The sequence below is a fragment of the Streptomyces sp. NPDC003016 genome, from assembly GCF_053591455.1.
Genome location: NZ_JBSFTV010000022.1, coordinates 55,142 through 76,050, shown reverse-complemented (window position 1 = coordinate 76,050; position 20,909 = coordinate 55,142). Strand labels below are relative to the sequence as shown.

Sequence of the window (20,909 nt, the reverse complement as noted above, 5' to 3'; positions counted from 1 at the left end):
CTCACGCCCCCTCGCTGCTCAGCAGCACACCGAGGGTGAGCATCAGTGCGAAGAGCAGTGACCAGGGGGTGAGGTGGCAGGCGATGCCCACAAGGATCGTCAGGCCGAGTGTGAGGGCGAAGTAGCCGGCCAGGAACCGGGCAATGCGTGGGAGGGGCGAAGAGATCCGCAGGATTGTGGCGCCGCCCGCGGTGAGCGTGAGGCCGGCCAGGAAGAGGGCGGCCAGTGGGTTGGCCGCGTACAGGGCCCCGAGCAGGCCGGCCGCCCCAGCACCGACCAGGAAGAGGCCGATCAGGTCGCGTGCGATGCGACGCCGGTGCGCCTGGTGGCTGGGGGGCGGAGACTGCGTTGGAGGATTCACGCGGCGGACCGTAGGAAGCCCATTCGGCTTGCGTCTCGGCCTTCCGAATGGGGTCAGTCGTCGAGGATGACCACAGTGCCGATACAGAGCCAGGCGAGCACCATGACGATGACGCCGACAGCGGCGCCGAGGGTGCTGTCGCCCGTGTAGAGGTAGGTGCCGCAGCCGGAGAGTCCGCCGAGGAAAAGACCGAGAAGGAAAAGGGGCACAGGGCGCTCCTACCGGGGCCGGGAGACGCCGGCGACGTACGCGCCGATGCCTCGCCGTGGGACCACGCCGCCAGTGATGACCTTGGCGTTCGTAGGGAGCTCGGGAACCTTGCGCTTCGCCCGCTGCGTCTGGTCACCGCCGATGAGGTGCCGATTGTCGATCTGCGCCTCACAGTCAGTGTCGGCGACATCCTCGTACGGGCGGCGGCAATGGCGGCAGTACACCTCCAGAGCGTCAACGCGAGTGCCTGACACGGTGGTGAACGACCCGCGGAAGTCAGCGAGCTTGGCGGTGCGCTCCTCGACCTTGATCTCCGCAGCCACGATCCACACGTGCGCGAGAGACTGTTCCGTCTCCTCGACGACGGACGGCGGGGGCGCGTCCAGCGGTTCGGCGAATAGATCGGCGAACAGTTCGAATTCCAGTTGATCGCGGACTACTGGGGTCGGCACAGTGAGGGTCCTCCCGGCGGCGATACAGCAGATCGTGGCCGAGCGTCAACGCCTAGCCGCCTTATGGACGGAATCAAGCGGCCAGGCGTTACACCTGAGCAGCGGGAAGTGCACGATGCCCCTCACATCTGGCTCCGGTAGGGCAGGGCCGGCAGTCCAACCGGCCGCGAATCAACGGCACTGACCTCCACGGCCGTGTTCTGCTACACCCCTACGGTTGAGGCAATGAGCTGCCGCAGTTCGCCGCCGGCTTGTCCGTCGGCGAACGGCTCTGCCTCCTCGTGAAGCTCCACCAGCCGGTCGGCGACGCGATGGGACTCGATCACCCCGAAGAGTTCCAGGGCCCGGCCTGTCTCCAGCAGGGCGCCGTCGATCTCGTCGGCCGCAACGTAGGTGCGGGCGAGCCCGAGGTGATCGAATGCCTTGCTGCGCACCCGGTGCTCCGGCCGGTTGGCGAGTGCCTGATTGATCAGCACAACGGACTTCTCGGCGCGGTGCGAGCGGTGGGAGCCGGTGCTGTTCTTCGCGGCGATCTGGTGGGCCACTCCCAGGGTGGCGCATAGCTCGGCGGCGTCGAAGAAGGCCATGTGCGAGGGTTCTGCTTCGGCCGTGATGCGGGTGAAGGCGTCCTCGGCATGATCGGCTGCGCGCTCGCTGTCGTCGAGGTTTCCCAAGATGGCGTGGAAGCGGGCTTCGAGTGAGGCGAGCATGGAGATGGTGGCGGGCGACATGCGGCGCCTGGCGCCGAACTGTGCGAGCGCGACCAGGTCGAGGGCGTCCTCGTAGTGGCCCAGATGCGACATCTGCCGGGCCATGCATTGCAGGATGTGCGCTCCCAGTGCCTTGTCGCCGCCCTCGGAAGCGGCGTGCAGGGCGGTGATGAACAGGCGTTGGGCGCTGGTGTGGCGGCCCGCGTCGAAGGTCATCCAGCCGGCGACGGATCCGAGGTCGGCGACGGCGGAGAACAGGGCCCGTCCGGTGTCGGCCGTGTACGAACAGGAGTTGAGCATGTCCACGGCGTCGTCGAGCTGTCCGATGACGGCTTTGCGGGAGAGTGCTCCGCCGTGGCGGTTGTCCAGGTCGCGGAAGGTCGCTGTGACTGCCCGGATGCCCTCGACCTGTGCCGTTCCGATGCGCCCTGACCGCGCCTGTAGGGCCTTGGACTCTTCGGTCGTGGAGGTGGCTGATGCCCAGCGCTGGAGTGGGCTCAGCAGGTCGTCGCCGGTGTGGACGCTTCGCGCTTCGGCGCTGGTGCGGGTGGTCGGCAGCATGAATTCGCTCCGGGTGATGTTTGTCAGGGCACCGATGGTGCTGGAGGCCTCCCACGGCAGATCGGGGTGTCGCGCCCCTTCGGGGCCCTGCGGACCGGGAAGGCCGAGGTCTGCGCAGGTGAGGTGGAGGCCGACCCGGGCGCTGATGACTTCTGTGATCATCTGCGGAACGGGAGGGCGGGGTGTCTCGCCCTTGAGCCACCGGCGGACGCGGCTCTCGTCCGTACCGATGCCCCGCTCGCCGAGTTCGCCGGCCCGGGTGGTGATGGCGCGCGCTAGCTCGATGTTCGACATGCCCGCGCGGGTGAGCCAGTGCGCGAGTAACTCGTTGGGCCGCCGGTCGATCGGGGGCCTTCCCATGGACGCCTCCGGGTGCAGAATCCAACCAGCCTATGAGGCGTCAGGGCAGTGGGGAACAGGGCTGAGTTCTTCGCCGTAATTCGCCGAGAGTGGCACCGTTTCCCGCCGGGTGATGCGCCGTTGTGTGCCGTCCTTCGCCGAGTTCCGTCAGCAGTCGGCATCTGGTGGTCTGTTCATGCCACCGCACAACGTCGTGGCAGCTCCGTCACCAGGAGGTGTACCCGTCATGGACGAGGAGGCCGACCTCTACGTCGCTCCAGCAGTAAGCGACCTCGGAGAGGTCACCACGGTCACGCTGGGCACGGCCGGCTTCGACCGGGCCGACGACACCCAGTATTTCGACTGAGCTCAGCCCACCCTGTGGCCGCTGAATGCCAGCGGCCTTGCCACAAGGAATGAGGAGTCATGGACAACGTCACCACCATCCCGCTCGTCGAGCGTGAGTACATCGAGCCCTCGGTGACCGAGCTGGGCACCGTCACCGAGGCCACCCTGGGCCACGCGGGTGCGAACAATGCGGACGACACCCAGTATTACAGCAACTGGTAACCACCCCCCAGCGCCCGGGGCATCCGCGTCACTGCGGATGCCCCGGGCGCTCCCGTACCACCAGCAGGCCATTGGGAGGTTGAGATGAGGTTCGTCGCCGGGGCGTTTCCCGCACGGGGCGGAAGGTGTGGGTCACAGCCGCAGAACGGAGTCCCGGTCCCTTGGGAGGGGGCGGCACCGGTGTGGACGGTCGGGCACGATCCGTCGCAGGTCTCCTACAGTCCGGCGCTCGGCGGCACAGCTGAGGTCGTGGCCGTCGGCAGCTGTCTGGCGACGCCGGCTGAGCTGCGGGAGGCCCGTGACGCGGCCGAGCGCGGAACGTGGGAGCACGCCGCGCGCCTGCCCGGCTCCTACCTCGCGGTGGTCCGCGCAGGGGGCACGGTGTGGGTGATCGGGGACCGGGCCGGTGTCCAGGTCGTGTACTGGCTGCACGACGGCGAGCAGGTGCTGTGGTCGACGTCCGCTCTGGCCTTGGCCGCCCGCACCGGGGCACGGCCCGATACGGCGGCGCTGCTGGCCTCCCTGACCCTGCACGGCGTCGACCATCTCGGCGGCCGCTCGTACTTCGAGGGGGTGCACCGGGTGGAGCCGGGCCGCGCTCTGGTCCTGGCGCAGGGCCGGGCACCGCGCACCGAGGCGGTCGCCCCTCGTTGGTCAGGCTTGAGCCTGCGGGAAGGGGCCACGGAGCTGGCCGGCCACCTGCATACGGCGGTGCAGCGCCGCACCGAGCTCACCGCGAGCGTGTCCGCGGACCTGTCCGGAGGTGTCGACAGCAGCGCCATCACCAGCCTCGCCGCAGCTCACGGCCCTGTCACGGCCGTCACCTACACCGACGGCCTGCTGGCCGACCAGGACGATATCCACTACGCCCGCCGGATCGCCGCCGACCACCCCACGCTCACCCACGTCGAGGTCAACGGTGCCACGGCCGGGGTCGGGCACTTCGACGGGCTGCACGATCTTCGGCGGCTTCCGCTGACGGACTCGCCGTCGCTGAGCTTTGGACTGCTGGCGATCAAGCACGCGCAGCTCGCCCCGGCCGTGGCGTACGGGTCGCGGCTGCACCTGACCGGCCGGGGCGGCGACAACGTCCTGGACTCAACGCCGATGAGCCTGGTCGACCTAGCACTCAGCGGCGGCCGCCGTACGGCCGCCCAGCGCCTGTATGCCTTCGCCCGAAACCGCACCACCCCGCTTCACGCGGTGCTCTCGCAAGCAGCTCGTACCTCTCGCACCACCTACCCGCAGGCGCTCGGCACTCTGGCTGCCACCATCGCCGATCCCGCCGCCAAGGGGCACCGGGCCTGGCTCCAGGCGGCAGACCTCCTGAAATGGTGCGGCCCGCTGGCATCGGGAGCCTGGCTGAGCGCGGACGGCCGCCGGGCCGTTGCCGAGGTCGTGGGCCGGGCTGCCGGTGCCGCCCGGCCGGATGCCCTGCCGGGGGCGGAAGGCGAACGGATCGCGCTGCACCGGATGGGGGAGGAACACGCCACCTACGACCAGATCGCCCGCCAGCAGTGGGGACTGCCCATCCACGCCCCGTATCTGGACGGCCCCGTGGTCGACGCGTGCCTGGCTGTCCCGGGGTGGGAACGGTGGGTACCCGGCGACTTCAAGCCGCTGGCCCGCGCCGCACTCACCGACGCGGTGCCCGCCTACCTGCTGCAAAGGCGTACGAAGACGCCGATGACCGCGAGTCTGCACCTGGGCCTGCGGGCCAACGCCACCACCCTGCGCAGCATCATCGGCAGGTCACGGCTGGCTGCCGCCGGACTGATCGATCCGAAGCCGGCCCTGGCCGCGCTCGATGGTGCGATCCGCGGTGAGCGCGCACCACTCGGAGCCCTGCATCAACTGCTCGTCACCGAGTTGTGGCTCTCCACGCTTCCCAACCGTCACTCGTTTTGGTGGGAACCCGTACCGGAACAGGAGAAGGCAGCATGAGCTCTGATGCCAAGAGGGCCCGGGTGTATTACGTCGTCACCGACCAAGGCGTCGCCGTTCTCGACGCTCGGCCCTACCGCGGTCGCTGGAAGTTCCTGGACCGTCTCACCGTTGAACTGTGGTCGACAGTCCTGTCCGGTACGCCGGTGGACCAGGCGATCGAGACCCTCTCAAGGCGAGTGGCGGCCCAGAACGTCGTCAGCATCCACCGAGTGCGCCGGGACCTGACCGCCGTAGCGGCCGACCTGAACCGGGCCCGCCTCTTTGCCCCGGCGCGCCAAGTCGCCGCCCGGCCCGCCCCCAACATCCGCTTCGCCACCCCGGTCTCCGGCCGGCCGGTGGCGCGAGCGGCGGCCGGGGCGGGCCTGGCCCTGGCCCTCGTTCTGCTGCGCTGCGCCCCGCTGCGGTGGACGATCGCCCTCGCGGCCGCCGCGGCCCGGCTGCCGGGCCGGGCGGCAACGACCGCCGAAGCAGAGCAACTGCACGCCGCGGTGCGCCGCGCGACCTGGATGTGGCCGGGCCGCACAGCGTGCCTGGAAGAGTCGTTGGGCACGTTCCTCGCCGCCGCGCTCACCGGGCGCCGGTGCCGGTGGGTGCTGGGAGCGTGCTCCCTGCCACAGAGCGCGCACGCCTGGGTCGAGGCGGCCGACTGCGTGGTCGGACAGACGGAGCAGGACCGGGTGTGGCCGTACGCCCGAGTTCTGGAGGTGGAACGCCCGAACTGAAATTCGCCACCTCTCGCCACCGCAACCACCCGTATGGGTGAGCCGTTGCTCCGGACGTGACCGACACACTGCACCCTCGTTCCACATCCGGAGCCGCCCCCCGCCCCCGCCACGCCCGGCTGCGGGCCCGGCTCGCCCACCCCCGGCCAAACCCTTCGGCCGATGTGCTGCCGAAGTACACGATGAGCGCCGAGCGGCACGACAACGCCCTCGCGGACTCGGCGCTCACCATGGTCCGCCGCCTGCCCCACCTCGCCGCCGATGCCGTACGCCTGGCCTGGGCCACCGACCGGCGCGCCGTCCTCTGGCTGGCCGCCCTACAGCTCGTCTCCGGTGGTCTGACCGCCGTCGGCCTCTACGCCACCCGCGGCGCGTTCATCCAGCTCTTCGCCCCGGGAGCACCTACTGAACGCCTCTACCAGGCGCTGCCCTCGCTGATCCTCCTCACGGCGGCCGCCGTCGCCCGGTCCCTGACCACCGCGAAGTCCTTGACCGTCACCGCCCGCATCGGCCCGAAGGTCGACGCCCGCGCCGAGCTGCAATACCTCGACGCGGCCACTCGGGTTCCGCTCGCCGCGTATGACGATCCGGTCTGGTGCGACCACAGCGAAGCCGCCAACCGGGCTTCCAAGGACGCCCACCACATGATCGATGCACTCGCCACCGTGGCCGCCGCCCTGATCGGCATCCTCGCGGCCGCAGGCATCCTCGTCGCCCTCCACCCCGCCCTGGTGCCCTTGCTGGTCCTGGCGGTCGTCCCGCGTGGTGCCGCCGCCGTCTACGCCGCGAAGGCCGCGCACCGCGCCGAGCAGCACACTCTCGCCGACCGGCGCCTGCGGCACACCCTGATGTACTACACCTCCGGCCGGCCCACCGCCCTGGATGTGCGGGCCAACACGATGCGTCCCTGGCTGCTGGGCCAGTTCGCCGACGTTGCCCGCCGCCTGAACGCCCACGCCGAGCATGTCGGCCGCAGCACCGCCCGCTACCAGCTCGCCGGTGACGCCCTGTCCGGCGGCGGCATGCTCCTCGTCTACACCGCGCTTCTGCTCCTGGTGACCGGCGGGCATGTCGCCCTGGCCTCCGCCGGGACCGCACTGGTCGCCGTACTGCACAGCCGTAACCTGCTCAACGGGCTCGTCACCGGCATGCACACCACGTACAAGGTCGGCCTCTACCTCGGCGACTGGGCCACCTTCCTGGCCGACGCCCGCACCCGCACCGCTCAGCCCTCGGACACCACAGCGCCCGTTCCGCAGAATCCGGACGTGATCCGCGCCGAGAACATCACCTTCGCCTACCCGGGAAGCACCGAACCGGTCCTCAAGGACATCTCCGTGACCGTACGACGCGGCCAAGTCCTCGCCATCGTCGGCCACAACGGTGCCGGCAAGTCGACCCTCGCCAAGCTCCTCGCAGGGCTCTACACCCCCACCGAAGGCCGGGTCACCTGGGACGGTACGGATCTCGCATCGGCCGATCCCGAAGAGGTATGGGCGCGCCTGGCCATGCTGCCGCAGGACATCAGCCGCTGGCAGACATCCGCCCGTAGCAACATCACGCTCGGCCAGGAAGGAGACGATGACCGCGTTCACGCTGCCGCTGCGGCGGCCGGAGCGGACACCGTCATCGAGCAACTCCCGGAAGGACTCGAAACCTACCTGTCGCCGTCACAGTGGGGCGGCCGCGATCTCTCCCCGGGACAGTGGCAGAAGCTGGCCGGCGCCCGAGCCTTCTACCGCCGAGATGCCCCGCTGCTGATCTGCGACGAGCCGACGTCCGCGCTAGACCCCCGAGCGGAGGAAGCGATGTACGACCGTATCCGGGCCCTCAGCAGGGGCCGCTCGGTCATCCTCATCACGCACCGTCTCGGCTCCACCCGCAGCGCGGACCACATTGTCGTCCTGGACGGGGGCCGCGTACGCGAAGAGGGGACCCACACGTCGCTCCTGGCGACGGAGGGATCGGAGTACGCGGCGATGTGGCGTAAGCAGGCGGCCACGTACGGCCCCGCCGACGCGAGCAGCATGATGTAGAGGGCACCGTTTGATGGCTTGGTTGAGTGGATTCGGGCCGTTCAGGGTCGTACTCAGGCAATGCCAGGTGGTCGTTGCGCTAGTCCCGGAATTAGTGCCTGAGGGGCCCGTACCGGTGGGCGGAGCTGTGAGCGGTACGGGCCCGTTCCCGCGCGGCGGACTCGGGGCCTCGCCGGGCGGGGACATGGGGGAATCAGATGCTGGCAGAGTCCTCGGCTGCCTCGTGGGCCTCGTAGCACGCCTCGGTGATCAGCTTGTTGAAGCGCCGGTCGGTGCGGTCCCGGGCGGAGCCCTCACGGTGGTCCCGTGCGAGCTTCCAGAACGCCCGGCCCTGCGGGTTGGCCATGAAGTCGTGGACCGTCTCTCGCAGTGCCTGGCCGGTAAAGACGCCCACGCGGTGCTGCAAGCCCCAAAGCGACATCCACTGATTCCTGTGCACAATCAGACGCCGCTCCTCGTCACTGAGCGGCTCCAGCCTCGACCAGACCCTCATGAGGCTCGGATCGGCCACTTGCTCGGTGAGCAACTTCTGGTGAATCTCTGCGGTGGCCAGATGCGCGCGCTCACGGTGCTGCCTGATGCTGACGACGAGCTGGGCCGCGCTCACGGCAGCCGGCGCCAGGAGCGCGGCGGTGAGCAGGTGCTTCCTCATGTGAACCCTTCAGTGGCGGAATCGGTGATGAAAGGGCCCGTACCGCTGGGGGGAGCCGTGAGCGGTACGGGCCCGTTCCCGCGCAGCGGACTCAAGGTCTCGCCGGGCGGGGCCGGCCGCGCGGTGTCGGCCGCGCGGCCGGAGTCAGTGGGGCCAGTCGGGAATCGCCCCGGGGGGCTCCCATTCCCCTGCGTTGTTCCAGGGCCAGGGGATGAGCCGGACACAGAGGTAGACGGCGTGCGGGACGCTGCGGGCTCCAACCACCTTGAGGAGCTGCTTCAGCAGTTCCGTCCACGCGTGCTCGTCGATCCCGAGGAGGGCCGAGAGATGCGCGGGGCTCTGTCCTGCGGCAAGTCCGCTGATCACCCACGACAGGAGGGGGCCCAGAGCGAATTGCGTGCGGGGCGGGAGCCAGGCCGGTATCTCGACGTGGACAACGGACCGGTACACCAGCTCCCCCCACCGCATCGTGTGCGCGCACAGCTTGGTGCTGACACTCTGCTGGTAGGGCAGAAGGTCTCGGCGGTGGTACCCCAACCGCCTGCACATAGCGCCGGTGTCTCCGCACGCGACGCTGAGGACCACGCTCTTCTCCATGCTGGTGAGCGGCGCTATGTCGGGCGTAGGGCTGGGCAGAGACGGCAGCAGGGGCGCGAGCACGGGATCGCTCCGAGGAGGGGAGGGCGTACGGTACGGGCGGCGTCCTGGAGGGGCAGGGCCGCCTCCAGGGCCAGCAGGCGGGCCATCGGCTGATCAGGCGGCGGCCGCCGGAAGAAGTTGAGCAGTGCCTTCACGGCCATCCCCGCTCTGGCGCCGGCGTCGCGTTGCGCCTGGCGGCTCTCACCGTCAGGTGGTGCTGTACGCGCTTCTCGGCGGCCTCGGTCACCGCGTTGAGGGATTGGACCAGGCGCGCGAGTTTCTGCGCACGCAGGGCGTTTCCCTTCGACTGATGCGTAGCCTGGAGGCGCCGGGACGCCTCGTCCAAGGTGACGACGGCGCGCCGGCGAATGTCGTCACCTGGAGGCAGGGCGTGGACGTGGGCGGCGAGGCTGTTGCCGAGTGCCTTCACGTACCTGGACAGCTGCTCGATGCTGTCCTCAACGATGGCGGCCGCCGGCTGTTGCCGGTCGCGGCTGCTCAGGTTCCAGGCGAGAACGGCCGCGACCAGCGCCGCAATCTTGTCCTTGTCCACCCAGTGATGCTGAGTGCGGGCGCAGGAGTGTGTGATGGTCTGCGATGGCTCACCGTTCATTGGCGGAGTTCCTTCTTCTGGGCATAACCGGGTAATTTCTCCAATATGCGAGGTATGGGCGGCCATCAGGCAATCGGTTCAAGCCGGTTGAGGAGGTCCTGGGCGGCGAGCGCCATGAGACGCAGGTGCTGCCACGAGCTCAGGGCCTCGCTGGGCACGTCGCGGGCAGCCAGTCGTCTCGCTGACGCGAGCTGGTCGGCGACGGCCGCCAGATCGCGTTCCAATTCCTCAACAGCGGATGCAAGGCGCGTCAGGTGCTCCTGCATTCGGGCAATGAGTTCCGAATCCGTGGCCTGGCTGGGCGGCACAGGCCGGCGTGCACTGGACGAGGGGCCGCAGATCAAGCGGCGCATTCGCGCGGTCCGTGACGACCATCGGCCCGGTGCGGATTTCTCGTACGGATCGAGGACAGTGTCAAGATCGTCCAGAATCTCGGTCATGACGTATTGCGGAAACGGCCAGGCGCGAAGCCCGGAGACAATCCGCTCAATGGTCGATAAATTGTGCCGAATCTCCGCCTTGGGGATCGGAATATCGGCCGGCCTGGACATCACGAGCTCCGCTCGGTGCCGATGGAGAGGATGCACCAGGTACGCGTCCCGTCGGCGGTGACACCCCAGGCGTCGGCGAGCGCGGCCACGATGGGAAGGCCGCGGCCGTGCTCGTCGAGAAGGCCGTACGTACGCGCGGCCGGGGGCGCCGGCGTGCCATCGGTGACTTCCAGACGAACGTAGGCGTTGGTCTGGAGGAGCCGGAGGCTCACCGATGGGCCCTGACCGTGCTGGAAGGCGTTCGTCACCAGCTCCGAGATCAGCAGCGCAGCGTCGTCCATGAGGCTGTGAAGGCACCAGCGACGCAGGTGGGACAGCCCGACGCGTCGCGCCGTACCCGGCATGGTCCTGTCCGCTTCGGTCATCCGCTCGCCGGGGCCGGCGGTGCGGGCGAGGCTGATCTCTATCCCGTCGATGAGGGGAACGTGAGCAAGCACATCGGCGCTGGTGTACTGCGCCTGCATGGCGTCCGGACTTGTTGCAGCAATCAGCATTGCCCAGTCCTCCGGATCGGTTCGTGATCATCCGTGGTCGGCAGGCCGCTGCTGTGACGCCAGGCAGCGCAGCGGCCCGCCTTGGGGGAGCGGCCAAGAGAGGCAGAGACTCCCCAGTCGAGGCACTCTCTTGCCCGCCGAAATCAGTTAACTGGTACGCAAGAGGCAGGCACAGCCTCCGCAAGGGGGCAAAGCGTTCAACGCGTTCAACGGCCCAACTCGGCCATGAAGAACTAATGTTGGGACATGACCCGGTCGGAAAACACGAAGCTCGCGCACGTGATCGAGCTGTCATCCTTGAGTTACAGCGCGGTCGCGCGCGGGGTCCAGGCGCTGGCAGCGGCGTCAGGTGACTCTTCGATCCGCACGAGCAAGTCGAACGTGGCGTACTGGGTCCAAGGGACGCCGCCCAAGCCCAATACCGCTCGCTACCTGCGCGAGTTCCTCTCGCGGGAGCTCGGGCGTACGTTAACTCTTTGCGATCTGGGACTTTCCGCCCCCGATGACAGTTCCGAGTTGGCCGACTTGGGGCTTACCGTCGAAGACGATCCAGTGGAGACGCTGGGGCGGATTGGGAGAGCTGACATCGAGCGACGAACTTTCTTGACCACAGCCGCATACTCCGTAGCTGGCGCCGCCCTGCCCCTCGGGGTAGCCGACGAGATCCAGTCTCGTACCGTGCGCGCCGCCACTGGTGGAATCGCTGGTGCCGCTGAGGTGAGGGCCGTCCGGGACATGGTGAAGATGTTCACGGAAATGGACGAGCGCCATGGCGGACAACATGGCCGCAGCACGGTCGTCCAGTACCTGACCGACGACGTTCACCTCTTGTGCAACTCGCGCTTCCGAACGGAAGCTCTTCAACAAGAGATGTTCTCGGCCGCCGCCTCGCTGGCCTACCTAGCTGGCTGGAAGGCATACGACGCTGGCGAGCACGGCTTGGCACAGCGCTACTACCTTCAGGCATTCAGTCTGGCGCGCAGTTCGGGCAGCCTTGCGAATCAGGCATACGTCCTGCGGATTCTCGCGCACCACGGAATGGACAACGGCCGACCGGAGCACGTTCTCGGACTTGCAGATACGGCGCTCAGCATGAGCCGTGGCACCGACCCGGCAACGGAGTCGCTGTTCGTCATCTGCCGTGCTCGTGCGCTCGCGGAGTCAGGCAAGAACGCTGTCGCTCTACGTGAGGCTGATCGCGCCCGAGACCTGGCAAGGCAAGGGCAGATCGGCGAGATGACGGGGTGGGCAGCCCTGTGGGGAGCACCCGCAGCAACGGTTGACTCCCACACGGCGAAGATCCACGCGCGGATCGGCGATCACGTCGCCGCCGAGCAACATCACGCGCATGCAAGGAAGCGGTACAGCTCGACAACGCACCAGCGTATTGCCGCGCTGTCGGCTGCGGCAGAAGGCCACGCCCAGCTGCAACAGGGGCAGATCGAAGCGGCGTGCGCGACGTGGGACAGAGCGCTGGACACGATGACCGGCATCCGTTCCTCCCGGACGCGTAAGGCCGTGCAGTCGATGCGTTCAGACCTTGGGCGATTCCGGACACGTGGAGCGCGCCCAGCCCTGGAACTCGATGAGCGAGCTCGTACCTGGTTGCGCGAGGCCGTCTGACGAATGCGCCAGTCTAGGTGTGCCATCTCATGAGGTTGGTACCACGGCCTGGGTTCGCGGTCGCAGCACCCGATCAACCGAGTAAACAATCAGGAAGGGGACGAGAGTTGACGCATGTCGACGAGAGTGCGGTCCACCGGGCCCCGGACGGCACCCACTACGAGATCCTTACCGTGACCGCCCATGACCTGTACCACCTCCGACGCGTCCAGCAGAACTCGGACACGCGGCAGTGGGAAATCGACGGGATTCAGATCATCGGTGTTCAGGAAGACGTCCTCCTGCGCGAATACACCGCTGTCCAGCGGGAGCCGCTCCCCGAGCCTCGCATCACCCGCCTCGGCGGCCTGGTTCGTGATCTTCTCGCTTCATATGAGGAGGCGACCGGCTGCCCGTCAGCGCTGGCCGACGAGATCCGGACCGCCCTCGCCGACGTCGAGGCAATTCCGGCAGAAGTGCATCGTCGTCAGAGTGAGCCCGGCAGAGCGGCATACGCGCGCGGTCACTATGCCGCGCGCCGGCGACGGTGACATTCGTGGCCATGGCGGCACCAACCTCCTGAGACAACACATCTAGGTGTGGACACCGGCCAACGCCGCAGTCACGTCTATCGAACGCGTTCCCTGGTCTCTCCCGTTGCCCAGCGCAGTCCGGTGTCCTTGTCGCCACTCCAGATGTACTGCTGGTCCGGGGTGCGGGTCATGCCGAAGTCGTAGAGGCTCGGCGCGCCGGCGTCCTGCCACTTCTGCCACGCCTGGTCGATCTCTTCGGCCAGGCGCCGGGGGCCGCCCTGGTACGCCACGGCCGGGCCGTCCTCCTGGGCGACGAGCGTGGCCCAGGAGGAGTGTCCGTCGTGCAGCCAGGCCGTCACGCCGGCGTTCTCCTCGGTCGTGATCTGGACGTCCGGCAGGACGACGCGCAGCGCGAAGAGGAGGTTCCAGTCCGAGTGCAGCGGGCGCAGGTCCCGGTTGAAGGGGCCGTCTGTGTCCGGCAGGTCGTCGCCGCGGACCTCGTGCCAGGGCCGGCCGGCGTGGGTGCCGCGGCTGGGCATGAACATGGCGAGGCCCTGCATCCAGCCGCTGGCCGACTGCCCGTCGGCGGCCACGGTGAGCGCGACGTGCCCCAGCCTGCCCCACGGGGTGACGATGCGCCCGCCCGGCCGTACTTGCTCTACCCACGCCCATGGCACCTGATCGACGGCGTACGTGGCCATAAGACGGTCGTACGGGCGGCGTTCCGGGAAGCCGTACGTACCGTCGCCGACCTCTACGGGCACCTCAGCACCCGCCGCCTTGAGGTGCTCACGCGAGACCGCCGCGAGCTGGGGGTCAGCCTCCACGCTGGTCACGTTCCCGGCGCCGGCCCGAGCGCCGAGCAACGCCGCGTTCCAGCCCAGCCCCGTACCCAGTTCGAGCACCCGATGGCCCGAGTCGACCATCAGCGAGTCGAGCATGTCCACCACCACTGACTGACACGACAGGCTGGAAGACGGCAGCCCGTCGGTCACCTGTGTGATGGTGGACCCGTCGGGCCCCGGGTAGACGAGTTCCGCCCAGCGCCCGGGAGCTGCGCCGCGGTCTACGGGGACGTACGCGGAGCCGTCCCAGGTCCACACCCGGTCTGGGGCGAAGCGGTGCCGTGGCAGGTTCTCAACGGCAGCGCGGACCCATGGGGAGTCCGTGGGCCAGGTGCCCTCGGCGTCCATGGTGCGCGCGAGCCGATGCCGGAGTTCAGCGAGCTCGTCCATCGGCTACTTCCGGCGGGTTCCGCTGGGCGGCGGCGGGTCGGGCGCCTTCCCGTCGGAGTTGCCCGGCGGGGGCTTGCCCTGGCCCGGGTCGGGGTCCGGTTTACGGTGACCACCCATAGCGACTGCCTCTCTCTCAGCAGGTCTTGCTCAACCCAGGGTGGTAGCCGCCACGCCGCGCAGGAAGGCGAACGGCAGGCAATGGCCGAATCCCGTCGCCGCGGGCCTGGCAGAGCTTCCCACGGACAGCTCAACGACCGCGGCCGCGCCCCGGCACGGGAAGCGGCTACGTGGTCTTCTCCCCGCACAACGGCACCTTCGGGAACGGGTCCTTCGTCGCGGCCTCCGCGAGCCGAATGCCAGTGAAGGAGCTCGTCGGGTCAACTCGCCGTAGCCGACTTGTGCTCACTCACGGGCACCTCCGAGAGAGGGACGTACGGGTTGTCCGTCTCCGGCCGGTCGTACACGTGACTCGGGAGGCCGCCGGCCGCGGCGGTTGCGTTTCCGCAGCGGGACGCCGGCGGCGACCATGTGGATGTTCGGCCCGACCCGCAGCGAATGCGCCGAGCCGTTCGCCGACTCCCCCGTCTATGCGGTCGTGGCGAAGAGGCTGCACCGCTGAACGAACCTGTCCCCGCGGTGGGCGCGCGGGGGTGGACTGGTCACGCGGTCTCGGAAGACTCTGCGGTGCGAGCCTCCGCAACCGCTGCGCGGGCCGGGCCGCCGTACTGCGGGACCTGGTCGAGCGGGTCGCGTGTCCCGGCGCCGTGGCGGCGGTCGTAGACCGTGTCGGCGGTGTGGGAGCCGTCCGCCCACCGCCCGGCCTTGTTGCGCTCGGCCAGCGGCACGCCCTTCTCGGCCATGTCGGTGTTCGCACCGGCCCGCCACGAGTGGGAGGTGACCTTCTTGCCGTCGATGTAGGGCACCCCTGCCCGCTCGGCGAGGAGCTGGAGCCGTTCGTTGAGCGAGCCCGGCCGCATCCGGGTGCCGCGCTTCCGGTCTGCCGGGTAGGACCGGAGGCCGCCCTTGACCGTCAGGGCTCGGAACAGCGGGTCGTCAGGACCGTCCGCTCCGAGCTGGCGCAGGACATCGAGCCACGCGCGGGCCCGGCGCACGAGCTGAAGGTCTCCGCGGTCGTTGATGAAGCGGCCCGCTCCCTTCCCGGCCTGGTCGGTCTTAGACGTCGCTGTGGTGACGTGCAGGCCGGTGTCGTAGACCTTCACGCGCTTGATGAGCTGGTCCGCGAGTTCCATCTCCCGGTGCAGGTTGCTGTAGGCCAGGGCGGCGAGAAAAGCGTCTCGCTTGCCGATGTTGGTGGACTCATCGATGGCGGCGATGATCCGTACGTTGTACTCGATCGTGACGGCCGCGGCACGGTCGACCTCCCCGCCGGCCTTCACCCAGTCCTTCTTCCAGGCGCGCAGGCGGCCCTTGAAGCGGCTGCGGTCGGGCCGCCAGTCGAGCGGCTGCCAGCTCCAGATCCGGGACATGTACTGACCGACGCTGTCCGGTTTGAACTCCCCTGCCTTCCCCCGGCGGATTAGGTGCAGCCCGTAGGAGGTGTACGTCGCGGTCGTGCACGGGTAGGGCAGGCGCGGCGGCTTCTGGGTGGCGCACCACTCCTTGAAGGCGCGGATCGTGGAGTCGCGGTTGGTGATGGTGTTATCCGCGAGGTCGGGTTCGTCGAGGTCGGCCATGTCCTCGGGGGAGAGCCGAAAGTCTTCGTCCTTCCAAGCCGGCCGCTGGTTCGCAAGGGGCGGCAGTTCGCCGGGCCCGAGCATGGTGTGCTGGGTGATCAGGTATCGCGGGCCCGGCCCGGCCGCCACCGGGTCCGGCGCGCCGCCGTGGACCAGCTCCGCCTGGACGACCTCAGCCTCCGTGCTCACGTCTCCTCCGGCGGCTCGTATTCGGGGTGGTCGGGGTGGTCGATGAAGGGATCGGCGAACTGGCGCACGATCAGGAGGAGGGGGCCGGCCAGCGGGGCACCGTCCTCGGCCGCCTGGATCTTGAGCAGGTTGACCAGCATCAGCTTGCCCAGGAGATCCTCACGCGTGCGCCGCGGCTGGTTGCGGACGATGTGCATGGCGGTGGCCTGGTCCACGAAGTGCCCGGAGCCGGTCAGGATCGGCGCGAACACTCGGCCGCCCATCCCCTGTACGCCGAACCGGCGCGCGCCGGGCTCGGTCAGCTCCCACCAGCCGTGGGGGGCGAGGGCGTCGGCGGCCTCCAACTCCTCTGTGATGCGGGCCTCCAGGAAGGCCGCCCACTGGGCGGCCGTCGCCTCGTCTTCGGCGGTTGGTCGCTCGGGTCGCTGCTCGGGCCCGGTCATCAGAACCTCGCGTATCGGTTGCTGACACAGTCGGTGCACATGTCTGCAAGATCGAAGTTGCAGGCCCGACGGCACTCTTCGCACAGGCCCGCCAGGACGTGCTCCCCGAACAGGCACACCAAGGCTCCTCCTTGCGGGGAGGCGGCGGTCTCGACCTGGACTACGGTGACACCGCCGCTGGAGCACTCGGCACATTCGTGCGCGGGGTCGTCCCCTCCCTGGGTGCGGGCCTCGTAGAACGAGCCGACACTGTAGAGGTCGATCATGTCGGCAAGGCCGCCGTGGTCCTTTCCGCACATGAGGCATCGGTAGGTGTCCTGGTCGCCCGCCGCGATCAGCATGAAGTGGCCGCAGGACAGGCAGCGAAGGGTGAGGTCCGCTGAGGACTTCAGCGCCGGGGCGTGCTCTTCGAGTCGCTGTTGTACGAAGCTGTCGAACTTGCCGATCAGGGGCCTGATCTCTTCCATCAGGTCGGCCGCGGCCTGGGCGTCGTCGCTGTCGTCGTTGGGCAGCAGTTCGGCGTCGATGAAGGCGAGCAGCTTCTTGAGGACCGGGACCGCGCGGGCCTCGACCGCCGCCGCGGTGTCGCTGGCTCCGTAGTGGGTGAGGCGGTTGCGCAGGGCACCCAACGCTTCGAGGTCCGCGTCCTCGGGGTCGATCGGGTTCTCGATCTTCACGGTGTCGCGTAGGCGCTCCAGGGCGCCTACCACACCGACGCTGTGGAAGGCGCCGAGCCGGTGCCTGGCTCTGTCGAACGCCTGGGGCTTGGTCCAGACGAGCCTGGGATCGTGCAGTTCGAGGCGGGCCTTGAGCAGGGTCTCGGTGCCGAGCTGGAGGTGCAGCACGGCGTACTTCAGGTCGCGCCCTTGCGGCGTGCCGGCAAGCGCGGTGAGTGAACTGAGCAGATAGTCGAGCCCGTTCAGGATGATCGGGAAGTGCATGTCCCCCCGGCCGGCCCCCTGCTGCGCCTGATCAGCCACGGTCATCCTTGCTCGGGTACTCGGGGTGGTCTTCCCACCGCTTTGCCTCGTTGCGCATCCACTCCAGCTTGCGCACGGCGCCGACGATGTCCCGCTTCTCCATGCACGCCTCGGCATACCCCATCGCGTAGCCCAGGGACTCGTGGAAGAACGGCGTCACGACGGGAGTCTCCGCCGCCCGCGCCTTCAAGAAGGAGTGCAGCGTGGCGAGTTGGGCGCTCATCTCCGCGTACGCCTCGATGCCGTGGTCCTCGGCCCGGGAGATAGGGGAGCCGGTGGAGGGGGCCGTTGTCGGTTCCGGCCGGTGGCCCTTCGGGCTGTATCCGGTACTCATTGAACTGCCTCTCGGGTGGGTCAGGTGGTGGGGCATGCGGCCTGAGACGTGTATCAGAAGCGGGCGTAGCGGATGTCGATGCAGTTGGAGCACATGAGGATCGACTCGCCGTCGGGAGCTATGTCGAGGACACTCCCGCAGCCGCCTTCACAGTCGATCAGCTGCTTGAAGACGGTGCCGCACGAGAAGCACAAGGGCGTCACCCCTGCTTGCTCGCTGCGGTCACCGCCTGCGGAACCAGAGTGTGTTGTCGGGTCGCAACGAAGATTTCAGTGGGCAACGCTCTGACCTGGGCACTGAAATCTCTGGCGCGGTGGTCTGGGTCACACTCGCCGTACGGAAGGCTTCAGTGCCCGACGCTTCGGACTCGTGGACTCTGGCTGTCGGAGCCGATCGTGCTGGCTACCGCGGTGGCGGCTAGTCGGGCAAGGTTGTCGACACTGTTGATCGCCCCATCGTTGACGCTGTGCAGCGGTGACGCCGGATCGCCCGTGGGGCTGATGCGCGCCCAGGCGTCAAGGATGGCTTGGACAAGGTCGGCACGCACTCCGATGCCGTCCGCACCGTACTGGTAGCCGTCGCGCAGGGCGTCGTTGTCGGCGTGGTGGAGTAGCTCGGCGCCTTCACGTTCGGGCTGTTCGTTCGCAGTCATGTGTTCTCCTCCGGAGCTGGTGGCTCAGACCGACTGAAGACTTCGGTGCCGTGCTGAAGAACCTACTGAAGTCTTTCGTGCGCTACTGAAGTCTTCCGTGCCGTCCGACACTCATCGCGTCCCCTCCCAGCAGGTATCGGTTATTCCAGGGAGAATACCCGATAAGGCATGCCTAACCCGATCTTCTTCCGGCCCCGTGCGTCGCCCGGAGTGAGTGCGGCAGAACTGAAGACGAACTGGGGCTGGATTCGATATCGTCCCCACTACAGCCTCAGTCCTGCTCCAGTTCTCTGAAAGGGCCTTCGTGAGCGACGGCTACACCCTGCACATCACCAACGCGCCCCCCGACTGGCACGAGAAGCTGCATGAGCTTGTCGCGCAGCTCCCGGCCGAGACCATCACTTCCGACCCCGTCCCCACCGTCGAAGCCGCAGTCAACCTCATCGAGCGCACCACCCTCGACGCGATCCATCTCCTCCGGCTGGCCGTCCAGGGCGATGGTCGCGCACTCGGCGCGGACTTCCGCGCTCAGCGTGGCGAGGGCCGCCTCAACGGCGCCACCACCAGCCTCACGCGCGCGGTCAAAGCCCTTATCAAACAGGGGATTTGGCCTGAGTCTGTTCCGGAGGTCATCACTTCCACGAAGGCGGGCCCGGAGGGGTGGCGGAAAACCCACGCCTACTACATGCCCCCCGCCCTGGTGTCGGTCTTCCGTGCCGCCTTCCTGCGGATCGACCCGCGCCCGCCCGGCGATCCCCAGGCAACCGCCGGCCACCTCACCACCACCCCGAACGCCTGGGACGACCTGCCGGAAGCCATCGAGCGCAACGGCGGCTACCTGCCCATGGACGTGCTCACGCTGCGGAACCTCGACGGGGCCGGGTCGGCGAAGGTCCACGTCGTCGCCCGCATTGAGTACGAACTGGCCAGCCGCAAGATCGGACACCTTCCGTCGGGCATCCCTCGCGACCAGCACGCCAAGGTACTCCTCTACAACCAGGACCGCGACAACATCGGCCTGGTGCTCCACCTCGTCCACCAGCTCGCCCAGGGACGCAGCGACACAGCCACGAATGCCACCCAGTTGGTGAGCCTGCTCAACCTGCGCCTGGCCGCCACAGACACCACCGGAGCCACTCAGTGACCCGCCAGACCGTTGAGCCGTTCGACCACATCAGCCTCAACCCGACGCACGTCACGCTGGGCGAGCTGGTACGCCGCATCGACAGTGGCATGCTCGACCTGGACCCGCCCTACCAGCGCGGTGATGTCTGGACCGTGGACCAGCGCATGGCTCTCGTGCAGTCGTGGCTCCGAGGATTGCCCGCCGGCGTCGTCATCCTCTCCGACCGCTGCAACCCCAACTGGGAGCAGGCACACGGCGGGAAGGGCCCGTACGACACCGGCGAAGCACTGTGGGCGTGCGTGGACGGCAAGCAGCGCTTCACGACCGCAGCCCTGTGGCGGCACGACGGGTTCGCCGTCCCCGCGTCGTGGCTGAAGCCGGGCAACGTTGCGACAACAGAGGAGACCGATGACGGCCCTTACGTCCGTTTCAGCGGTCTCAGCGAGCCTGGGAAGCGGTTCGTGGAGCGGTACTGCTCGCTCCTGATCGCCGAGGCGAAGGAGTGCGCAACCGTCGAGCAGGAGGCCGAGCTATACCTCCTCGTGAACGGTGCCGGCACCCCGCAGACGACCGAGACCATGAAGACCGCCGCACGCGTCGCCGAGGGAGGCTGACATGGAAAACACCACAGATGTCGAGAGCACCACCCCGTGGCGGTGCGAAGTCGCCCACCACGCTCACACCACCGACCAGCGCGGCCCGACATGCCGCCCGGACAGCCTTCGCCACCCCGAGCCCGAGCGAGACGACCAGTGAACGACGACACCCTGAGCCATTACGAGTACGACACGGAGCCGTTCACAGCGACCGAGCTGGCGGCCATTATGGACTACCGGAACGCCATCGACGGCATCCCCGACGCCATCACTGAGACGGACGGGGCAGCACTCGGCGCCGTGTCGCAGGCGTTCGGCGTCGAGGCGTTCCGCAGCCTGCTGTCGGACCACGCAGACGCCCTCAACACCTGGTATCTCGCGCTGGATTCGGCGCTCGGTTCGCTCCTCACCTGCACCAGCGAGGTGACCACGTACAGCACCGCAGCCGCGCGCTTCCTGAAGGCCGCAGCCGACGAGTACCACCAGGCGCGACAACACTTCGAGTACACCGTTACCGTCTTCATCCTCGGCCGGGACACCAGTCCCCTCACCGGCGACTACCCGCCGGCCACCTGCACTCTGAACCTGGGTATGCAGGGTCTGGACGGCCCGGTGTAACAACAAACCCGCAGGTCACCAACCTAAAGCGCCCGGCCGCACGAGCGAAC

Annotated in this window: 26 protein-coding genes; 10 read left to right on the top strand and 16 right to left on the bottom strand. The window is 68.4% G+C overall.

Annotation, left to right across the window (positions count from 1 at the left end):
- Position 1: 1 nt before the first annotated feature.
- The 4 genes from ACWDZ4_RS20485 to ACWDZ4_RS20470 all read right to left on the bottom strand — a co-directional run bounded on the left by ACWDZ4_RS20485 (position 2) and on the right by ACWDZ4_RS20470 (position 2,654).
- On the bottom strand, positions 2-361 hold the full coding sequence (locus tag ACWDZ4_RS20485) for a hypothetical protein (protein ID WP_451509824.1): 360 nt from the start codon (positions 359-361) through the stop codon (positions 2-4).
- A 53-nt stretch (positions 362-414) separates the two neighbouring features.
- The gene (locus ACWDZ4_RS20480; RefSeq protein WP_451509823.1) at positions 415-570 is read right to left on the bottom strand and encodes a hypothetical protein; all 156 of its coding nucleotides are present in this window, start codon (positions 568-570) and stop codon (positions 415-417) included.
- A 9-nt stretch (positions 571-579) separates the two neighbouring features.
- Positions 580-1,023, bottom strand: coding sequence for a hypothetical protein (locus ACWDZ4_RS20475; protein ID WP_451509822.1), 444 nt, complete (start codon positions 1,021-1,023; stop codon positions 580-582).
- Positions 1,024-1,226: 203 nt separating this feature from the next.
- The gene (locus tag ACWDZ4_RS20470) at positions 1,227-2,654 is read right to left on the bottom strand and encodes a transcriptional regulator (RefSeq protein WP_451509821.1); all 1,428 of its coding nucleotides are present in this window, start codon (positions 2,652-2,654) and stop codon (positions 1,227-1,229) included.
- 405 nt (positions 2,655-3,059) lie between these two features.
- Between ACWDZ4_RS20470 and ACWDZ4_RS20465 the strand changes: the two genes are divergently transcribed.
- From ACWDZ4_RS20465 to ACWDZ4_RS20450, 4 genes are all read left to right on the top strand, one after another.
- Positions 3,060-3,203, top strand: a complete 144-nt coding sequence (locus ACWDZ4_RS20465) for a hypothetical protein (protein WP_451509820.1) — start codon at positions 3,060-3,062, stop codon at positions 3,201-3,203.
- A gap of 84 nt (positions 3,204-3,287) precedes the next feature.
- Entirely contained in the window at positions 3,288-5,147 is a 1,860-nt protein-coding gene (locus ACWDZ4_RS20460; protein ID WP_451509819.1) for an albusnodin/ikarugamycin family macrolactam cyclase, read from the top strand.
- Positions 5,144-5,872, top strand: coding sequence for a lasso peptide biosynthesis B2 protein (locus ACWDZ4_RS20455; protein WP_451509818.1), 729 nt, complete (start codon positions 5,144-5,146; stop codon positions 5,870-5,872). Before ACWDZ4_RS20460 ends, ACWDZ4_RS20455 begins: the two co-directional genes overlap by 4 nt.
- 56 nt (positions 5,873-5,928) lie before the next feature.
- Positions 5,929-7,908 carry an ABC transporter ATP-binding protein gene (locus ACWDZ4_RS20450; RefSeq protein WP_451509817.1) on the top strand — a complete coding sequence of 660 codons (1,980 nt, stop codon included), beginning with the start codon at positions 5,929-5,931 and terminating at the stop codon, positions 7,906-7,908.
- Between the two features lie 193 nt (positions 7,909-8,101).
- On the opposite strand, the gene ACWDZ4_RS20445 is transcribed toward ACWDZ4_RS20450, so the two are convergent.
- The 5 genes from ACWDZ4_RS20445 to ACWDZ4_RS20425 all read right to left on the bottom strand — a co-directional run bounded on the left by ACWDZ4_RS20445 (position 8,102) and on the right by ACWDZ4_RS20425 (position 10,857).
- Positions 8,102-8,560 (bottom strand): DUF6082 family protein, encoded by a 459-nt coding sequence (locus tag ACWDZ4_RS20445; protein WP_451509816.1) that lies wholly within the window; start codon positions 8,558-8,560, stop codon positions 8,102-8,104.
- Positions 8,561-8,704: 144 nt separating this feature from the next.
- The gene (locus ACWDZ4_RS20440; RefSeq protein WP_451509815.1) at positions 8,705-8,926 is read right to left on the bottom strand and encodes a hypothetical protein; all 222 of its coding nucleotides are present in this window, start codon (positions 8,924-8,926) and stop codon (positions 8,705-8,707) included.
- Between the two features lie 424 nt (positions 8,927-9,350).
- The gene (locus ACWDZ4_RS20435) at positions 9,351-9,752 is read right to left on the bottom strand and encodes a DUF6415 family natural product biosynthesis protein (RefSeq protein ID WP_451509814.1); all 402 of its coding nucleotides are present in this window, start codon (positions 9,750-9,752) and stop codon (positions 9,351-9,353) included.
- Positions 9,753-9,877: 125 nt separating this feature from the next.
- A complete protein-coding gene (locus tag ACWDZ4_RS20430; RefSeq protein ID WP_451509813.1) occupies positions 9,878-10,363 on the bottom strand; it encodes a DUF6415 family natural product biosynthesis protein in 486 nt (161 codons plus the stop codon).
- Complete coding sequence (locus ACWDZ4_RS20425) at positions 10,363-10,857, bottom strand: ATP-binding protein (RefSeq protein ID WP_451509812.1); 495 nt, start codon at positions 10,855-10,857, stop codon at positions 10,363-10,365. The genes ACWDZ4_RS20430 and ACWDZ4_RS20425 overlap by 1 nt, the downstream gene beginning before the upstream one ends.
- A gap of 246 nt (positions 10,858-11,103) precedes the next feature.
- Between ACWDZ4_RS20425 and ACWDZ4_RS20420 the strand changes: the two genes are divergently transcribed.
- Together ACWDZ4_RS20420 and ACWDZ4_RS20415 are read left to right on the top strand one after the other, a co-directional pair.
- Complete coding sequence (locus ACWDZ4_RS20420; RefSeq protein WP_451509811.1) at positions 11,104-12,480, top strand: hypothetical protein; 1,377 nt, start codon at positions 11,104-11,106, stop codon at positions 12,478-12,480.
- 107 nt (positions 12,481-12,587) lie between these two features.
- Positions 12,588-13,010 (top strand): hypothetical protein, encoded by a 423-nt coding sequence (locus ACWDZ4_RS20415; RefSeq protein ID WP_451509810.1) that lies wholly within the window; start codon positions 12,588-12,590, stop codon positions 13,008-13,010.
- 77 nt (positions 13,011-13,087) lie between these two features.
- On the opposite strand, the gene ACWDZ4_RS20410 is transcribed toward ACWDZ4_RS20415, so the two are convergent.
- The 7 genes from ACWDZ4_RS20410 to ACWDZ4_RS20380 form a co-directional block, all read right to left on the bottom strand.
- Positions 13,088-14,227, bottom strand: coding sequence for a protein-L-isoaspartate O-methyltransferase (locus tag ACWDZ4_RS20410; protein ID WP_451509809.1), 1,140 nt, complete (start codon positions 14,225-14,227; stop codon positions 13,088-13,090).
- Between the two features lie 659 nt (positions 14,228-14,886).
- Positions 14,887-16,110 carry a tyrosine-type recombinase/integrase gene (locus ACWDZ4_RS20405; protein ID WP_451509808.1) on the bottom strand — a complete coding sequence of 408 codons (1,224 nt, stop codon included), beginning with the start codon at positions 16,108-16,110 and terminating at the stop codon, positions 14,887-14,889.
- A complete protein-coding gene (locus ACWDZ4_RS20400) occupies positions 16,107-16,553 on the bottom strand; it encodes a DUF6221 family protein (protein WP_451509807.1) in 447 nt (148 codons plus the stop codon). The genes ACWDZ4_RS20405 and ACWDZ4_RS20400 overlap by 4 nt, the downstream gene beginning before the upstream one ends.
- Complete coding sequence (locus tag ACWDZ4_RS20395) at positions 16,553-17,539, bottom strand: hypothetical protein (protein WP_451509806.1); 987 nt, start codon at positions 17,537-17,539, stop codon at positions 16,553-16,555. The genes ACWDZ4_RS20400 and ACWDZ4_RS20395 overlap by 1 nt, the downstream gene beginning before the upstream one ends.
- On the bottom strand, positions 17,526-17,867 hold the full coding sequence (locus ACWDZ4_RS20390; protein WP_451509805.1) for a hypothetical protein: 342 nt from the start codon (positions 17,865-17,867) through the stop codon (positions 17,526-17,528). Before ACWDZ4_RS20390 ends, ACWDZ4_RS20395 begins: the two co-directional genes overlap by 14 nt.
- Positions 17,868-17,920: 53 nt before the next feature.
- Positions 17,921-18,070: a hypothetical protein gene (locus ACWDZ4_RS20385; protein ID WP_451509804.1), complete on the bottom strand. Its 150-nt coding sequence runs from the start codon at positions 18,068-18,070 to the stop codon at positions 17,921-17,923.
- A 143-nt stretch (positions 18,071-18,213) separates the two neighbouring features.
- The gene (locus ACWDZ4_RS20380; RefSeq protein ID WP_451509803.1) at positions 18,214-18,519 is read right to left on the bottom strand and encodes a hypothetical protein; all 306 of its coding nucleotides are present in this window, start codon (positions 18,517-18,519) and stop codon (positions 18,214-18,216) included.
- A gap of 304 nt (positions 18,520-18,823) precedes the next feature.
- On the opposite strand from ACWDZ4_RS20380, the gene ACWDZ4_RS20375 reads away from it, so the two are divergent.
- From ACWDZ4_RS20375 to ACWDZ4_RS20360, 4 genes are read left to right on the top strand one after another with little or no spacing between them, the layout of a single operon-like run.
- Positions 18,824-19,663, top strand: coding sequence for a hypothetical protein (locus ACWDZ4_RS20375; protein WP_451509802.1), 840 nt, complete (start codon positions 18,824-18,826; stop codon positions 19,661-19,663).
- Complete coding sequence (locus ACWDZ4_RS20370) at positions 19,660-20,259, top strand: DUF262 domain-containing protein (RefSeq protein WP_451509801.1); 600 nt, start codon at positions 19,660-19,662, stop codon at positions 20,257-20,259. The genes ACWDZ4_RS20375 and ACWDZ4_RS20370 overlap by 4 nt, the downstream gene beginning before the upstream one ends.
- 1 nt (position 20,260) lies before the next feature.
- Positions 20,261-20,401 carry a hypothetical protein gene (locus ACWDZ4_RS20365; RefSeq protein WP_451509800.1) on the top strand — a complete coding sequence of 47 codons (141 nt, stop codon included), beginning with the start codon at positions 20,261-20,263 and terminating at the stop codon, positions 20,399-20,401.
- The gene (locus ACWDZ4_RS20360) at positions 20,398-20,859 is read left to right on the top strand and encodes a hypothetical protein (RefSeq protein ID WP_451509799.1); all 462 of its coding nucleotides are present in this window, start codon (positions 20,398-20,400) and stop codon (positions 20,857-20,859) included. The genes ACWDZ4_RS20365 and ACWDZ4_RS20360 overlap by 4 nt, the downstream gene beginning before the upstream one ends.
- Positions 20,860-20,909: the final 50 nt, after the last annotated feature.

What these genes read in the sequence shown, in the direction of transcription:
- ACWDZ4_RS20470 (WP_451509821.1), bottom strand. Translation starts at nt 2,654, where the DNA reads ATGGGAAGGCCCCCGATCGACCGGCGGCCCAACGAGTTACTCGCGCAC.
- ACWDZ4_RS20410 (WP_451509809.1), bottom strand. Translation starts at nt 14,227, where the DNA reads ATGGACGAGCTCGCTGAACTCCGGCATCGGCTCGCGCGCACCATGGAC.
- ACWDZ4_RS20400 (WP_451509807.1), bottom strand. Translation starts at nt 16,553, where the DNA reads ATGACCGGGCCCGAGCAGCGACCCGAGCGACCAACCGCCGAAGACGAG.
- ACWDZ4_RS20445 (WP_451509816.1), bottom strand. Translation starts at nt 8,560, where the DNA reads ATGAGGAAGCACCTGCTCACCGCCGCGCTCCTGGCGCCGGCTGCCGTG.
- ACWDZ4_RS20365 (WP_451509800.1), top strand. Translation starts at nt 20,261, where the DNA reads ATGGAAAACACCACAGATGTCGAGAGCACCACCCCGTGGCGGTGCGAA.
- ACWDZ4_RS20460 (WP_451509819.1), top strand. Translation starts at nt 3,288, where the DNA reads ATGAGGTTCGTCGCCGGGGCGTTTCCCGCACGGGGCGGAAGGTGTGGG.
- ACWDZ4_RS20425 (WP_451509812.1), bottom strand. Translation starts at nt 10,857, where the DNA reads ATGCTGATTGCTGCAACAAGTCCGGACGCCATGCAGGCGCAGTACACC.
- ACWDZ4_RS20390 (WP_451509805.1), bottom strand. Translation starts at nt 17,867, where the DNA reads ATGAGTACCGGATACAGCCCGAAGGGCCACCGGCCGGAACCGACAACG.
- ACWDZ4_RS20395 (WP_451509806.1), bottom strand. Translation starts at nt 17,539, where the DNA reads ATGACCGTGGCTGATCAGGCGCAGCAGGGGGCCGGCCGGGGGGACATG.
- ACWDZ4_RS20380 (WP_451509803.1), bottom strand. Translation starts at nt 18,519, where the DNA reads ATGACTGCGAACGAACAGCCCGAACGTGAAGGCGCCGAGCTACTCCAC.
- ACWDZ4_RS20420 (WP_451509811.1), top strand. Translation starts at nt 11,104, where the DNA reads ATGACCCGGTCGGAAAACACGAAGCTCGCGCACGTGATCGAGCTGTCA.
- ACWDZ4_RS20465 (WP_451509820.1), top strand. Translation starts at nt 3,060, where the DNA reads ATGGACAACGTCACCACCATCCCGCTCGTCGAGCGTGAGTACATCGAG.
- ACWDZ4_RS20430 (WP_451509813.1), bottom strand. Translation starts at nt 10,363, where the DNA reads ATGTCCAGGCCGGCCGATATTCCGATCCCCAAGGCGGAGATTCGGCAC.
- ACWDZ4_RS20455 (WP_451509818.1), top strand. Translation starts at nt 5,144, where the DNA reads ATGAGCTCTGATGCCAAGAGGGCCCGGGTGTATTACGTCGTCACCGAC.